The organism is Kineococcus haloalkalitolerans, from assembly GCF_050871905.1.
Taxonomy (GTDB): domain Bacteria; phylum Actinomycetota; class Actinomycetes; order Actinomycetales; family Kineococcaceae; genus Kineococcus.
In genome coordinates this window covers 1-13,425 of the sequence record NZ_JBJLSH010000034.1, presented here as the reverse complement: position 1 = coordinate 13,425, position 13,425 = coordinate 1, and the positions used below count along the sequence as shown (strand labels likewise).

The following is a 13,425-nucleotide window of genomic DNA, read 5'->3' as shown; positions in this document are numbered from 1 at the left end:
CCAGAGCTTCACACGAGCGGGCGCTGGCGCGACTTGTGGGCCTCGTACTCGGCGCGCGCGGTGCGCGTGGAGTCCAGGTGCGAGACCTCCGAGACGGGCACGTCCCACCAGCCGCCGCCGTCGGGGGCCTCGGAGTACAGGTCCGTCTCCACGTGCACGAGCGTCGACGTGGTGGCGGCCTTGGCCTCCTGCAGCGCCTCCACGAGCTCCTTGCGCGTGCCGGCGCGCAGCACCCGCACGCCGAGGCTCTCGGCGTTGGCGGCCAGGTCCACGGGCAGCCGCTCGCCCTCCAGCCGGCCGCTGCCCCCGTCGCGGTAGCGGTACTTCGTGCCGTACCGCTGCGAGCCGCGCGACTCGCTCAGCGCGCCGATGGAGGCGAACCCGTGGTTCTGCAGCAGGACCACGACGACCTTCACGCCCTCCTGGACGGCCGTCACCAGCTCGGTCGGCATCATGAGGTAGGAGCCGTCCCCGACGGTGATGAAGACGTCCCGGTCGGGGGCGGCCATCTTCACGCCGATGCCGCCGGGGATCTCGTACCCCATGCAGGAGTACCCGTACTCGACGTGGTAGCCCTTGCGGTCGCGGGTGCGCCACATGCAGTGCAGGTCCCCGGGCAGCGACCCGGCCGCGCACACGACGACGTCGCGCGGGTCGGCGACCTCGTCGACCGCGCCGAGCACCTCGGCCTGGGCCAGCAGGCCGGTCTCCTCCCCGATCCCGGAGCGGTAGTAGCGCTCGACGACGGCGTCCCACTCGCGGTTCAGCCGCGCGGCGCGCTCGCGGTACTCGTCGGGCGTGGAGAAGCCCTCCAGCGCGGCACCGAGGGCCTCGAGCGCCTCCCGGGCGTCCGCCACCAGCGGCAGGCCCGCGTGCTTGACGCCGTCCAGGCCCGCGACGTTGACGTTGACGAACCGCACGTCGGGGTTCTGGAACGCGGTGCGCGAGGCGGTGGTGAAGTCGGAGTACCGGGTGCCGATGCCGATGACGAGGTCGGCCTCGCGGGCGATCTCGTTGGCGGCCGTCGTCCCCGTGGAGCCGATGGCGCCCAGGCACAGCGGGTGGTCGTAGGGCAGCGTGCCCTTGCCGGCCTGCGACTGGCCCACGGGGATGCCGGTGGCCTCCACGAAGGCGCGCAGCGCGTCGTCGGCGCCGGAGTAGGTGACGCCGCCGCCGGCGACGATCATCGGGGCCTTCGCCGCGCGGACCATCGCCGCGGCGCGCTCGACGAGCTCCTTCTCCGGCACCGGCCGGGCGACCCGCCAGGTGCGCTCGCGGAACAGCTCGACCGGGAAGTCGAAGGCCTCGGCCTGCACGTCCTGCGGCAGGCACACCGTGGCCGCGCCGGTCTGCGCCGGGTCGGTCAGCACGCGCATCGCGCCCAGCAGCGCGGCGCTCAGCTGCTCGGGCCGCCAGACCCGGTCGAAGAACTTCGACAGGGGCCGGAAGGCGTCGTTGACCGACACGTCGTAGCCGTAGTCGTGCTCGAGCTCCTGCAGCACGGGCGAGGCCACGCGGGTCGCGAAGACGTCGCTGGGCAGCAGCAGGACGGGGATGCGGTTGATGGTCGCCAGCGCCGCACCGGTGAGCATGTTCGAGGAGCCGGGGCCGATGGAGGCGGTCACGGCCAGCGTCTGCAGGCGGTCCTTCTGCCGGGCGTACCCGACGGCCGCGTGGACCATCGCCTGCTCGTTGCGGCCCGTCGTGTAGGGCACCTGCGCGGGCGGCGTCCAGCCGTCGCCGACCTCGGCGCCCAGCTCGGCCTCCAGCAGGGCCTGACCGACGCCGGCCACGTTGCCGTGGCCGAAGATGCCGAACACGCCGCCGAAGAACTGCTGGCGCACGCCGTCGCGCTCGGAGAACTGCGCCTGCAGGAAGCGGACGACCGCCTGCGACACGGTCAGCCGCACGGTCTGCTGCGAGGGGTTGGGGACAGCGCTCATCTCGATCTGCTCCGGTCGGGGTCTGGCGGTGGTCTGGCGGGGGTCGGGCGGTGTTCTCAGGCGGGCGCGTCCGCCGCGGCGGGCGCGCCGTAGAGGGGCAGGCGCGGGTCGACCGGCACGCCCTCCCAGGTGCTGCGCACCCAGCCGTGGGCCGGGTCGTCGCAGATCTTCCAGGCGCGCTCGTCCGCGGGCCCGGCCATGACGTTGAGGTAGTACATGTCGTACGCCGGCGAGGCCATCGACGGCCCGTGCCAGCCGTGCGGGATGAGGACGACGTCGCCGGAGCGGACCTCCTCCAGCACGTCGACCGGCCGGTCGGCCTCGCCGTAGACGCGCTGGTACCCCACCCCGTCGTCCACGCGCGGCGTGCCCTCCGGGCCGAGGCCGCGGAACTCGAAGTAGTACACCTCCTCCAGCTCGCTCTCCACGTCGCTGGTGCGGTCGTGGCGGTGCGGCGGGTAGGAGGACCAGTTGCCGGCGGGGGTGAGCACCTCGCAGGCGATGAGCTTGTCGGTCTCGAACGCCTGCGGGGTGGCGAAGTTGTTCACCTGCCGGCTGCACCGCCCGGCCCCGCGCAGCTCCACCGGCACGCCGGAGGCCGGGCCGTAGCGGAACGGCAGCCGGCGCCGCGCCCGCGCGCCCGGGAACGACAGGACCGCGCCGGCGGCGCTGGCGACGGTCAGCTCGCTGTCGCGGCCGACGTAGGCGAAGTCCGTGACGCCCTCGAAGACGGAGGCGCGCCCGGCCAGCTCCAGCACCTCCCCGTCGACCTCGACGCGCGCGGAGCCGGCGAGCGGCAGGACGAGGACCTCGTCCTGGCCGGTCGCGAACGTGCGCTCGCCGCCCGGCGGCAGCGTCAGCGTCCGCAGGCTGGAGAACCCCCAGCCCGCGGACTCGGGGGTGACGACGAGGTCGAACCCGTCCCGGGCCGCCGACCCGGCGGGGACGTACAGCTGCTGCGCCACGGTGCGCGTTCCTCTCTGCGGTGCTGGCCCTCCCGGTTCCCCGGGACGGCTGTTCAGTGGACGAGCGAGACGGCCGTGCGCACGGCCGCGGCCACGTCGTCGTCCGGCGGGTACAGCAGGGTGCGGCCCACGGTCAGCCCGCGCACCGACGGCAGCGACAGGGCCTTCTGCCACGTCGCGAACGTCTCCTCCGGGGAGGTGATCGGGTCCCCGCCCAGCAGCACCGTGGGCAGCGTCGTGGACTCCATGACGCGCTCCATGTCGTCCACGACGGGGAGCTTCAGCCAGGTGTAGGCGGTCGTGCGACCCAGGGCCTGCGCGACGTTGACCGACTTGACCACGCCGTCGGCGGACAGGTCGTGCCGGACCTTGCCGCCCTCCCAGCGCGACCAGAACGGCTCGATCATCGCGATCAGCCGGCGCTCGGCCAGCTCGCTGATCGCGTCCGCCGAGGCCGTCAGCGTCGGCAGCGTGCCGGGGTCGTCGAGGGCGATGCGGGTGAGGAACTTGCCGCCGTCGAGGTTGGCGTCGGCGATGGCCCGCGCGTCGTACCCGGTGAAGCGGTCGTCGAGCTCGAACGAGGCGCCCTGCAGGCCGCCGCGGTTCATCGACCCGAAGACGACCTTGCCCTCCAGCGCGCCGAGCAGCGTGAGGTCCTCGATGATGTCGGCGCTGCCGAGCAGGCCGTCCACGCCCGGGTCGGCCAGGGCCACCTGCAGGCGGTCCAGCAGCTCGGTGCGGCTGGCCATCGCCATGGGCCGCGAGCCGACGCCGTTGGCGCCGCGCGCGGGGTGGTCCGCGGCGATGATCATGAGTCGGCCGTCGTCGGGCAGCAGGCGCTCGCGCCGGCGCCGGGCGCGGGCGGCCTGCCCGATGCGCTCGGGCTCGAACGCGCGCAGGTGCGAGACCTGGGCGTAGTCCCGGGCGGCGGGGGTGTTCTCAGGCACGGGCCGCGACCTCCTCGAGCAGGGCCTCGACCTCGGCGGTCGTCGGCATGGCGGTGGAGCACTCCCGGCGGGTGGCGACGATCGCCCCGGCGGCGTTGGCGAAGCGCAGGACGCGCTCGAGGTCCCAGCCGGCGAGCAGCCCGTGGCACAGGGCGCCGCCGAAGCCGTCGCCCGCTCCCAGGCCGTTGATCACCTCGACCGGGGTGGGCGGGACCTCCACGACGGTGTCGCGGGTCATGCCGAGCACGCCGCGCGGGCCCTGCTTGACGATGGCGACCTCGACACCGGCGTCCAGCAGCGCCTGCGCGGCCCGGCGGGGCTCGGTCTCGCCGACGGCGACCTCGCACTCCTCCTTGTTGCCGACCGCGACGGTGACGTGCGGCAGGGCGCGGCGCACCTGCTCGCTCGCCGTGGCCGCGTCCGGCCAGAACATCGGCCGGTAGTCCAGGTCCAGGACCGTCAGCGGGCGGCGGGCCCGGGCCTGCCAGGCGGCGTGGTGGGCGCCGCGGCTGGGCTCCTCGGACAGGCCGGTCACCGTCGCCCAGAAGACGCCGGCGCGGGCGATGGCGTCCAGGTCCAGCTCCTCGGCGCGGATCTGCAGGTCCGGCGCCGTCGGCTGGCGGTAGAACAGCAGCGGGAAGTGGTCCGGCGGGTACATCTCGCAGAAGGCCAGCGGCGTGTTGAGGCCGTCGACGCCGCTGACGAACTCGTCGGACACGCCGAAGCCGGCGAGCGCCTTGTGCACGAAGGTGCCGAAGGCGTCGTTGCCGGTGCGGGTGACGACGGCCGAGGACCGCCCGTGCCGGGCGGCGGCGACGGCGACGTTGGTCGCGCTGCCGCCCAGGTACTTGCCGAAGGTCTCGACGTCCTCCAGGCCCACGCCGTCCTGCAGGGGGTAGATGTCGACACCCACCCTGCCCATGGTCACCACGTCGTACGCGGGTGTCGTGCTCACGCGTCTCCTCCTGTCGCGTCGTCAGCGGGTCCGGTGCCACCGGACGCTCCAGCGCGTCCTGCCGGGGTGGTGCGCGAGCGCACCGGCGACCCCTCTCCGGTGGGCGACCCGGGGGCCGCGGCGGTGCGGTACGGGACGAGCCTCCCCCGCGACTGTCCTGGTGTCAAGAGTATGTCAGGACAAACAGACCTGCTGACGTGTTGACCTGTCCTCGCTACGATGCGACGCGGGTCGGCGACCGGCCCGCGCGACGACGCGTAGCACAGGAGCCCTGGTGAGCGACCTCTTCGTGGACCTCGACCGGTCCAGCCCCGTCCCCCTGTACTTCCAGGTCGCCCGGCAGATCGAGCGGGCCATCGAGGCCGGCGAGCTGCCCCCCGGCTCGCGGCTGGACAACGAGATCACCCTGGCCGACCGGCTGGGCCTGTCCCGGCCCACGATGCGCCGCGCCATCCAGCAGCTCGTCGACAAGGGCCTGCTGGTGCGCAAGCGCGGGGTGGGCACCCAGGTGGTCCACGGGCAGGTCACCCGGCCCGTGGAGCTGACGAGCCTGCACGACGACCTGGCCGCGCACGGGCAGGCCCCCACCACGCGGGTGCTCGTCCACGAGGTCGTGGAGGCCGGCGACGAGGTGGCCGCGGGCTTGGCCGTGCCCGTCGGGCAGCCGGTCCTGCACCTGCGCCGGCTGCGCAGCTCCAGCGGTGAACCGCTGGCCCTGCTGGAGAACTGGCTGCCCCATCCGTTCACCGACCTCACGGCCGAGAACCTGGCCGAGCGCGGGCTCTACCAGCTGCTGCGCTCGCGCGGGGTGGGGATGCGGGTCGCCCGCCAGCGCATCGGCGCCCGCCGCGGCAGCGCCGAGGAGTGCCAGCTGCTCGACGAGCGCCGCGGCAGCCCGCTGCTGACGATGGAGCGCACCGTCTACGACGACTCCGGCCACGCCGTCGAGTGGGGCCGGCACGTGTACCGGGCCAGCCGCTACGCGTTCGAGGTCACCCTCGTCGACCGCTGACCCGTCCCTCCCACCCTCCCCGACCACCCCCGGAGGTACCCGTGCGACTCGGACTGCTCGGCGCGGGGCGCATCGGCGCCGTCCACGCCGAGACGCTCACCGCCCTCGACGCCGTCGACGAGCTCGTCGTCGCCGACGCGGCGCCCGGCGCCGCCCGGGCGCTGGCCGACCGCCTGGGCGCCGGCGCGCGGGCCGTGGACGGTGCCGCGCAGGTGCTGGCCGCCGGGGTGGACGGCGTCGTGGTCGCCGCGGCCACCGACGCGCACCCGGAGCTGGCGCTGGCGGCCGTGGCGGCGGGCCTGCCGGTGTTCTGCGAGAAGCCGCTGGCCCGCGACCCGCGCGACGCCGTGGCCGTCGCGGAGCGGGTGCGCGCCAGCGGCGTGCCCGTGCAGGTCGGCTACAACCGCCGCTTCGACGCGGGCGTGGCCGCCGTGCGCGACGCCGTCGCCTCCGGGGCCCTGGGGCGGGTGCACACGGTGCGCTCCACCACGATGGACCCGGCGCCGCCGCCGCCCGCGTACCTGGCGGCCTCGGGCGGCATCTTCCGCGACTGCGCCGTCCACGACCTCGACGCCGTCCGCTTCGTCACCGGCCGCGAGGTCGTCGAGGTGTACGCCACCGGCGACGCCGGCGGCGACCCGGTGTTCGCCGCGCACGGCGACGTGAGCACGTCCGCGGCCGTGCTGACCCTGGACGACGGCGCGCTGGCCCTGGTCTCGAACACCCGGTGCAACCCGCGCGGGTACGACGTGCGGCTGGAGGTGCACGGCACCGCCGACTCCGTCGCCGCGGGTCTGGACGACGGGTTGCCGCTGCGCTCGGCCGAACCCGGTGCGACGTTCCCCGCCGGCCCGCCGCACCGGTTCTTCGTGGACCGGTTCCGGGACGCCTACCGCGCCGAGCTGGCCGCGTTCACCGGGGTCGTCGCGGGCACGCGCCCCTCCCCCTGCACCGTGGACGACGCCCTGGAGGCCGGCTGGCTCGCCGAGGCGTGCGACCTGTCCCTGCGCGAGCACCGGCCCGTGCGGGTGGCCGAGGTGCGGCTCGCCGGCGCTCGCGCGTGAGCCGCGTCGTCGTCCTCGGCTCGCTCAACGCCGACCTGCACCTGGGCGTCGAGCGGCACCCCGCGCCCGGGGAGACCGTGCTGGCGGGCACCGTGGCGCACCGGTCCGGCGGGAAGGGCGCCAACCAGGCCCTCGCCGCGGCGCGGGCCGGGGCCGAGGTGGCCCTCCTCGGCGCGGTGGGCGACGACGAGCGGGGGCGCGCGCACCTGCGGCACCTGCGGGCGTCCGGCGTCGGCACCTCCGCCGTCCGCGTCCTCGCCGGCGTCCCGACCGGCACCGCCGTCGTCTGCACCGACGCGGGCGGCGAGAACACGATCGTCGTCGCGCCGGGCGCCAACCACCGCGTCGGGCCGGGCGACCTGGCCGCGCTGGACGAGCTCGGGCCCGGCGACGTGCTGCTCGCGCAGCTGGAGCTGCCGCTGGACGTCGTCGCCGACGGCGTGCGCCGCGCCGCGCGGCGCGGCGCCCGGGTGGTGCTGAACCTCGCCCCGTACGCCCCGCTGCCGGACGACGTGCTGGCCGTCGCTGACCCCGTCGTCGTCAACGAGCACGAGGGCGCCCTGCTGCGCGGGGCGGGGCTCGCGCCGCCGTCCCTGCTCACCACCCTCGGCGCGCGCGGTGCGCGCTGGGGGGACCTGGAGGTCCCCGCCGAGCGCGTGCGGGTCGTGGACACCACCGGCGCCGGGGACGCGTTCTGCGGCGCGCTGGCCGCGCACCTGGCCGCCGGCGCCGACCGGGCGGCCGCGCTCGCGGCGGCCACCGCGGCCGCGGCCGCCTGCGTGCAGCACGAGGGCGCTCAGCCGCCCGCGAGCTCCGGGTAGCGCGCCCCGACGCGGTCGGCGACGGCGTCGAGCGCCGCGAGCCCCGCCACGACGTCGTCGGCCGGGCGCAGCGGTGTCGTGGTGGCGCCCTCGCCGACGCGGGCGGCGACCTCGGTGGCCTGGTGGTGCAGCCCGCCGTGGTCGTGCGGCTCCGGGTCGCGCCAGCGGTCCAGCAGCGCGCCGTCGCTCCCGCGCAGCTCCACGTCGCCGGGGGTGAACCAGCGCGTGGGCAGGACCAGGGAACCCCGCGTCCCCGCGAGGACGGCGGTGCACGGGGTCGTGCTGAAGAGGGTCGTGTGCAGCACCGACTGGCGACCGCCGGCGTGCGCGAGCAGCGCCGAGGCCTGGCCGTTCACGCCGCTGGGCGCGTCCTCGCCCGAGGCGTGGACGACCTCGGCCGGGCCCAGCGCCCAGGTGGCGAGGGTCGTCAGGTAGCTGCCGAGGTCCAGCAGCGTGCCGCCGGCCAGCGCCGGGTCGAGGATGCGGTGCCCGCCGCCGGGCGCGAACCGCTCGCCGTGGTCGGCGAGGACGGTGCGCACGTCGCCGAGCAGCCCGTCGGCCAGGACCTGCCGGACGACGTCGAAGCGGGGCAGGAACAGCGTCCACATCGCCTCCGCGCAGAACACCCCGCGCGCGGCGGCGGCGTCGGAGACCTCCCGCGCCTGGGCGGCGGTCAGCCCGAGGGGCTTCTCGACGAGGACGTGCTTGCCGGCCGCCACCGCCAGCAGGGCGTGCTCGCGGTGGGTGTGGTGGGGGGTGGCGACGTACACGACGTCCACGGCCGGGTCGGCCACGAGCGCCTCGTACGAGCCGTGCGCGACGGGGACGCCGGCGGCGGCGGCGAAGCGGCGCGCGGACGCCTCGCCGCGCGAACCGACGGCGTGGACGACCTGGCGCGTGGAGCGCTGCAGCGCGGCGGTGAACCGCTGCGCGATCCAGCCGGTGCCGAGCACGCCCCAGCGCAGGGCCGGGACGCTCGCCGGGTCGCGGGGACGCGGGGCGGGCAGGGCGGTGGGGACGCCGGTCACGCGCTCACCTCCCGCCAGGCGCCGCCGGCGCGCATCGAGGCGATGGCCGCGGCGGCGACCCGCTGGGCGGTGACGCCGTCGGCGGCCGTGGCCAGCGCCGGGTCGACCGGGCCGCCGCGGGCCGCGTCCACCCACGCCTGCAGCTGGAGGCGGTAGGCGTCGGCGAACCGGGGCCGCCAGTCCGCGTCGTGCGCCCGGGCGCGGCGCAGGTCGGCGTCCACGTGCAGGCGCGCCGGCACGGGCAGCACGGCCGCGCCCGCGGACCCGACGACCTCGCAGCGCACGTCGTAGCCGTAGCGGGCGGCGAGGAACACCTCGACGGTGGTGAGCGCTCCGTCGGCCGTGCGCAGCAGCAGCAGCTGCGGGTCCACCAGCACCGGGTCCCCGGCCAGCGCCGCGGCCGGCGCGTGCCAGGACACCTCGACGACCTCGCTGCCCAGCAGCCACGGCACGACGTCGAGGTCGTGCACCGCCGAGCCGGTCACCGACGACTCCGAGGTGGCGCCCGGCCCGGGGGCCACCCCGCGGCTGACGTGGTGGACCAGGCGCGGCTCGCCCAGCAGGCCCTCGCGCACGGCCCCGCGCAGGACGACGTAGCCGGGGTCGAAGCGGCGCATGAACCCCACCGCGAACAGCGGGGCACCCGGCACCGCCGCGGCCGCGGCGACCTCCAGCGCGCCCTCCAGGGTCGGCGCGAGGGGTTTCTCGCACAGCACCGGCTTGCCCGCGGCCAGCGCCGCGGTCGCCAGCGCGGGGTGGGTGGCGTCCGGGGAGGCGATGACGACGGCGTCCACGTCGTCGGCCGCGCAGACCTCGGCGGGGTCGGTGCTGACGCGCGCTCCCCCCGCACCGGCGGCCGCCGCGGCGGCGCGGGCGGCGTCGGGGTCGGCCACCGCGACGACGACGGCGCCGCTGACGGACCGGTGCAGCGTGCGGGCGTGGTCGGCGCCCATGACCCCGGCGCCGACCACGCCCACGCGCAGGACGTCGTGCGTCACGCGCGCACCTCGCGCCGGCGCGCCGCCTGCGCGCGCAGCTGCGCGCGCGCTCCGTCCGCGTCGACGTCCCCGTCCAGGCAGCGCAGCACCAGCTCGGCCTGCGACTCGGGGTTGATCCGCCCGATCGGCTGGTCCAGGTCGAGGTCGGTGGGGAACGGGTACCCCTCGGCGGAGGCGGCGACGACGTTGCCCAGCTGCTGCGCGGAGGCCCCGGCGGCCCGGCGCTCGCGCAGCACCGGGTACAGGGCCTCGGAGACGGCGAGGCGGTCGACGGCCTCCAGGGAGCGCCCGAACGCGGAGGAGACCTGCAGCAGGTTCGCCATGCGCCGCACGTCCGCGGACACGTTGCTGCCCGCGCAGTGGAACAGCGCCGGGTTGAAGAACACCGCGTCGCCCTTGCGCAGCGGCAGCTGCACGTGGTGCTCGTCGAAGTACGCGCGGAACTCCGGCAGGCCGACGGCCAGGTAGCCGGGGCCGTACTTCTGCGAGTGCGGCAGGTACATCGTCGGCCCGGACTCCACGGGCATGTCGACGTGGGCGACGGCGCCCTGCAGGGTCATCACGGGCGAGAGCCGGTGCACGTGCGCGGGGAAGCGCACGGCGGTCTCCAGGGGCATGAACCCCAGGTGGTAGTCGCGGTGCGGGATCTGCGCGGTGCCGCCGGGGTTCACCACGTTGAGGTCGGAGATCACCTGGTACTGCGGGCCGAGCCAGGCGACGGAGACGAGGTCGACGACGTCCGTGGCGAAGTAGTCGAAGAACACCTGCGGGTCGCGCAGCGCGAGCTTCTCCAGCGCCCCCCACACGCGGTCGTTCGCGCCGGGCTTCGCGAAGTGGTCGCCGCCGGCCACACCCGCCGCGCGCTGCTCGTCGATCATCTCCTGGTAGACGGCGCTGGCGCGGTCCACGACGTCCGCCTCGAAGGCGCCGGCGAAGACGGCGATGCCGGCGCCGTCGGCCAGGACGTGCGCGATCTCGTCCTGCACCTGCGCGCGGTCACCGCCCGCGGCCAGGTGGGCCCGCAGCCGCTCGCCGTAGACGGGCACGCCGCGCTCGACGCGGTCGGCGGACGGGACGTCGGCCGGGTCGGTGCCCACCTCGACGAGGCGGCGGAACTCCTGCAGGTCGCAGTCCTCGCGGGTCAGCCAGGAGGAGGGGCGGCGGGTGGTCGTCGCGGTCACGGTCACGTCCTCTCGTCGTCGGCCGCGGTGCGGCCGGGGGGTTCTCCGGTGAACCCGCCGTGCAGGACGCTACGGGCCCGCGGGGGCCCGGGGAGCTTGCCGGTCCGTCATTTTCCCACCATCCTCGGGCGGTGCCCCGCACGTTCCGCGTCCGCGACATCGCCCTGCAGGCGGGGGTGTCCGAGACCACCGTCGACCGCGTCCTCAACGGCCGGCCGGGTGTGCGGGCGACCACGGTGGACGAGGTGCACCGCGCGGTGGCCGACCTGGAGCGCCAGCGCACGCAGCTGCGGCTGACGGGCCGCACGTTCGTCGTGGACGTCGTCGTCGACGCGCCCGAGCGGTTCACGACGGCCGTGCGCGAGGCGCTGGAGCGGACCTTGCCGGTGCTGCGCCCGGCGGTGCTGCGCTGCCGGTTCGCCTTCTCCGACGCCGCCTCCCCCGCCGAGGTCGCCGGCCGGCTGCGGGAGGCCGCCCGGCGCGGCTCGCACGGCGTGGTGCTCAAGGCCCCCGACAGCCCGGAGGTCGTGGACGCCGTCGCCCGGCTGCGCGCGCGCGGCGTGCCGGTCGTGACCCTCGTGACCGACCTGCCCGGCAGCGCGCGCGTGGCCTACGCGGGGATCGACAACCGGGCGGCGGGCGCGACCGCCGCGTACCTCGTCGGGCGCTGGGGCGGGGGCGGGCGGCGCAGCGTGCTCCTGGCGCGCGGCCGCTCGACGTTCGAGGGCGAGGACGCCCGCTGCACGGGTTTCCTCGGCACGCTGCGCGAGGAGTTCCCCGGCGTCCGCGTCCACGAGGTGCGCGAGGACGAGCGCCCGGGGGCCGCGCTGGGCGACCTGGTGCGCGCCGCGCTGCGCGCGGACCCGGAGCTGGACGCCGTCTACTCCGCGTACGCCTCGGGCGGATCCGCGCAGGTGCCGCGGGCGTTCGCCGCCGAGGGCCGCCGGTGCGGGTTCTTCCTCGTGCACGACCTGCACCCCGAGCACGAGCGGCTGCTGCGGACCGGGGAGGTGGACGTGGTGCTGCACCACGACCTGGCCGGGGACCTGCGCCGCGCCTGCCACGCCCTGCTGCAGGCGCGCGGTGAACTGCCGGGCGCACCGCACTCGTGGTCCTCCTCGGTGCAGGTCGTCACGCCCCACAACCCGCCGGTCCCGCTGCCGCTCGGCTGACGCCGCCCGCGCGGCGACCTATCGTCGGGGTCGGGCACCGACGCCGAGCACCCCTGGAGGACACCGTGACCGCCACACCCGTCCCGCCGCGCTCCCGCACCGGCTGGTTCACGCCGGACGACTGCCGGCTGGAGGACTTCCGCGCCGTCGTGGAGGTGGAGACCCCCCTGGCGGAGTTCCCGCACGCCGACGCCGTGGAGCAGGGCGTCCTCGTCTACGGCGAGCGGTACCGGGAGCTCGCGGGCACCGCGGAGGGCCGCCGGGAGGTGCAGGCCGAACTGGCCCGCGCGCTGACCGACGGACCGGGCGTCGTCGTGTTCCCCGGCGCGTTCGACCCCGCCGTCGTGGACCGGGCCACGCAGCGGTTCACCGCGATGATCGAGGAGCAGCGCGCGGCCGGCGTGAGCGGCGGCGACCACTTCGCCACGCCCGGCGCCAACGACCGCGTGTGGGGGGCGCTGGACAAGCTGGGCGTGCGCGACCCGGAGGTGTTCGCGGACTACTACGCCAACGACGTCCTGGCGCTGGTCAGCGAGGCGTGGCTGGGCCGCGGCTACCAGGTCACCTCCCAGGTGAACGTCGTCAACCCGGGCGGCAGGGCGCAGCGCGCGCACCGCGACTACCACCTGGGGTTCATGGACCGCGAGCAGGCGCTGGGGTACCCGGTGCACGTGCACGCGCTGTCCCCCGGCCTGACGCTGCAGGGCGCGGTCGCGCACGTGGACATGCCGGTGGAGTCCGGGCCGACGCTGTACCTGCCGCACTCGCACAAGTACCCCGCCGGGTACGTCGCGTTCCACGAACCCGCGTTCACCGAGTACTTCGAGGCGCACCGCGTGCAGCTGCCCCTGCGCAAGGGCGACGCCGCGTTCTTCAACCCGGCCCTGTTCCACGGGGCCGGGTCGAACGTGTCGGCGGACGTGCGGCGGATGGCGAACCTGCTGCAGGTCTCCTCCGCGTTCGGGCGGGCGATGGAGACGGTCGACACGACGGCCCTGTCGGCGGCCGTGTACCCGGTGCTGCGCGCGCGGCGCGCGGCGGGGGCCGGCGAGCGGGAGCTGCGCAACGTCGTCGCGGTCGCCGCCGAGGCGTACCCGTTCCCCACGAACCTCGACGCCGACCAGCCGATCGGCGGGCTGGCGCCGCAGAGCCAGGCCGAGCTGGTCCACCAGGCGCTGCAGGAGGACTGGGAGCCGGACCTGCTGGGCACGGCCCTGGCGGCGCAGCAGGAGCGGCGCCGCTCGCGGCTGGGCTGAGCCCGGGCGCAGGGGGGGGGGGGCCCCCGCCCCCGGCGGGGGGGGGGCGCGGCCCCGCCCGCGCCGGCGGGCGGCGGCGCCCC

Annotated in this window: 12 protein-coding genes; 5 read left to right on the top strand and 7 right to left on the bottom strand. The window is 76.3% G+C overall.

Features of this window, described 5'->3' with window-relative positions:
* Positions 1-8: 8 nt before the first annotated feature.
* Genes iolD through iolC form a run of 4 tightly spaced genes read right to left on the bottom strand, consistent with a single transcriptional unit; the run spans position 9 to position 4,810 of the window.
* Complete coding sequence (gene iolD, locus ACRYMY_RS13690; protein WP_432547815.1) at positions 9-1,943, bottom strand: 3D-(3,5/4)-trihydroxycyclohexane-1,2-dione acylhydrolase (decyclizing); 1,935 nt, start codon at positions 1,941-1,943, stop codon at positions 9-11.
* A 56-nt stretch (positions 1,944-1,999) separates the two neighbouring features.
* Complete coding sequence (gene iolB, locus ACRYMY_RS13685; RefSeq protein ID WP_432547814.1) at positions 2,000-2,908, bottom strand: 5-deoxy-glucuronate isomerase; 909 nt, start codon at positions 2,906-2,908, stop codon at positions 2,000-2,002.
* Between the two features lie 53 nt (positions 2,909-2,961).
* A complete protein-coding gene (locus ACRYMY_RS13680; RefSeq protein ID WP_432547813.1) occupies positions 2,962-3,855 on the bottom strand; it encodes a Cgl0159 family (beta/alpha)8-fold protein in 894 nt (297 codons plus the stop codon).
* Positions 3,848-4,810, bottom strand: coding sequence for a 5-dehydro-2-deoxygluconokinase (gene iolC / locus ACRYMY_RS13675; RefSeq protein ID WP_432547812.1), 963 nt, complete (start codon positions 4,808-4,810; stop codon positions 3,848-3,850). The genes ACRYMY_RS13680 and iolC overlap by 8 nt, the downstream gene beginning before the upstream one ends.
* Before the next feature lie 274 nt (positions 4,811-5,084).
* Between iolC and ACRYMY_RS13670 the strand changes: the two genes are divergently transcribed.
* From ACRYMY_RS13670 to ACRYMY_RS13660, 3 genes are read left to right on the top strand one after another with little or no spacing between them, the layout of a single operon-like run.
* Positions 5,085-5,822 (top strand): GntR family transcriptional regulator, encoded by a 738-nt coding sequence (locus ACRYMY_RS13670; RefSeq protein ID WP_432547811.1) that lies wholly within the window; start codon positions 5,085-5,087, stop codon positions 5,820-5,822.
* Between the two features lie 41 nt (positions 5,823-5,863).
* Entirely contained in the window at positions 5,864-6,886 is a 1,023-nt protein-coding gene (locus tag ACRYMY_RS13665) for a Gfo/Idh/MocA family protein (RefSeq protein ID WP_432547810.1), read from the top strand.
* Positions 6,883-7,707, top strand: a complete 825-nt coding sequence (locus tag ACRYMY_RS13660) for a PfkB family carbohydrate kinase (RefSeq protein WP_432547809.1) — start codon at positions 6,883-6,885, stop codon at positions 7,705-7,707. Before ACRYMY_RS13665 ends, ACRYMY_RS13660 begins: the two co-directional genes overlap by 4 nt.
* Here the strand turns inward: ACRYMY_RS13660 and ACRYMY_RS13655 are convergent.
* Genes ACRYMY_RS13655 through ACRYMY_RS13645 form a run of 3 tightly spaced genes read right to left on the bottom strand, consistent with a single transcriptional unit; the run spans position 7,683 to position 10,914 of the window.
* The gene (locus tag ACRYMY_RS13655) at positions 7,683-8,735 is read right to left on the bottom strand and encodes a Gfo/Idh/MocA family protein (RefSeq protein WP_432547808.1); all 1,053 of its coding nucleotides are present in this window, start codon (positions 8,733-8,735) and stop codon (positions 7,683-7,685) included. The genes ACRYMY_RS13660 and ACRYMY_RS13655 overlap by 25 nt on opposite strands.
* Positions 8,732-9,733 carry a Gfo/Idh/MocA family protein gene (locus ACRYMY_RS13650; protein ID WP_432547807.1) on the bottom strand — a complete coding sequence of 334 codons (1,002 nt, stop codon included), beginning with the start codon at positions 9,731-9,733 and terminating at the stop codon, positions 8,732-8,734. Before ACRYMY_RS13650 ends, ACRYMY_RS13655 begins: the two co-directional genes overlap by 4 nt.
* Positions 9,730-10,914 carry a phytanoyl-CoA dioxygenase family protein gene (locus ACRYMY_RS13645; RefSeq protein WP_432547806.1) on the bottom strand — a complete coding sequence of 395 codons (1,185 nt, stop codon included), beginning with the start codon at positions 10,912-10,914 and terminating at the stop codon, positions 9,730-9,732. Before ACRYMY_RS13645 ends, ACRYMY_RS13650 begins: the two co-directional genes overlap by 4 nt.
* Before the next feature lie 131 nt (positions 10,915-11,045).
* Between ACRYMY_RS13645 and ACRYMY_RS13640 the strand changes: the two genes are divergently transcribed.
* Together ACRYMY_RS13640 and ACRYMY_RS13635 are read left to right on the top strand one after the other, a co-directional pair.
* A complete protein-coding gene (locus ACRYMY_RS13640; RefSeq protein ID WP_432547805.1) occupies positions 11,046-12,086 on the top strand; it encodes a LacI family DNA-binding transcriptional regulator in 1,041 nt (346 codons plus the stop codon).
* A gap of 65 nt (positions 12,087-12,151) precedes the next feature.
* On the top strand, positions 12,152-13,342 hold the full coding sequence (locus ACRYMY_RS13635; RefSeq protein WP_432547804.1) for a phytanoyl-CoA dioxygenase family protein: 1,191 nt from the start codon (positions 12,152-12,154) through the stop codon (positions 13,340-13,342).
* The last annotated feature ends 83 nt before the right edge of the window (positions 13,343-13,425 follow it).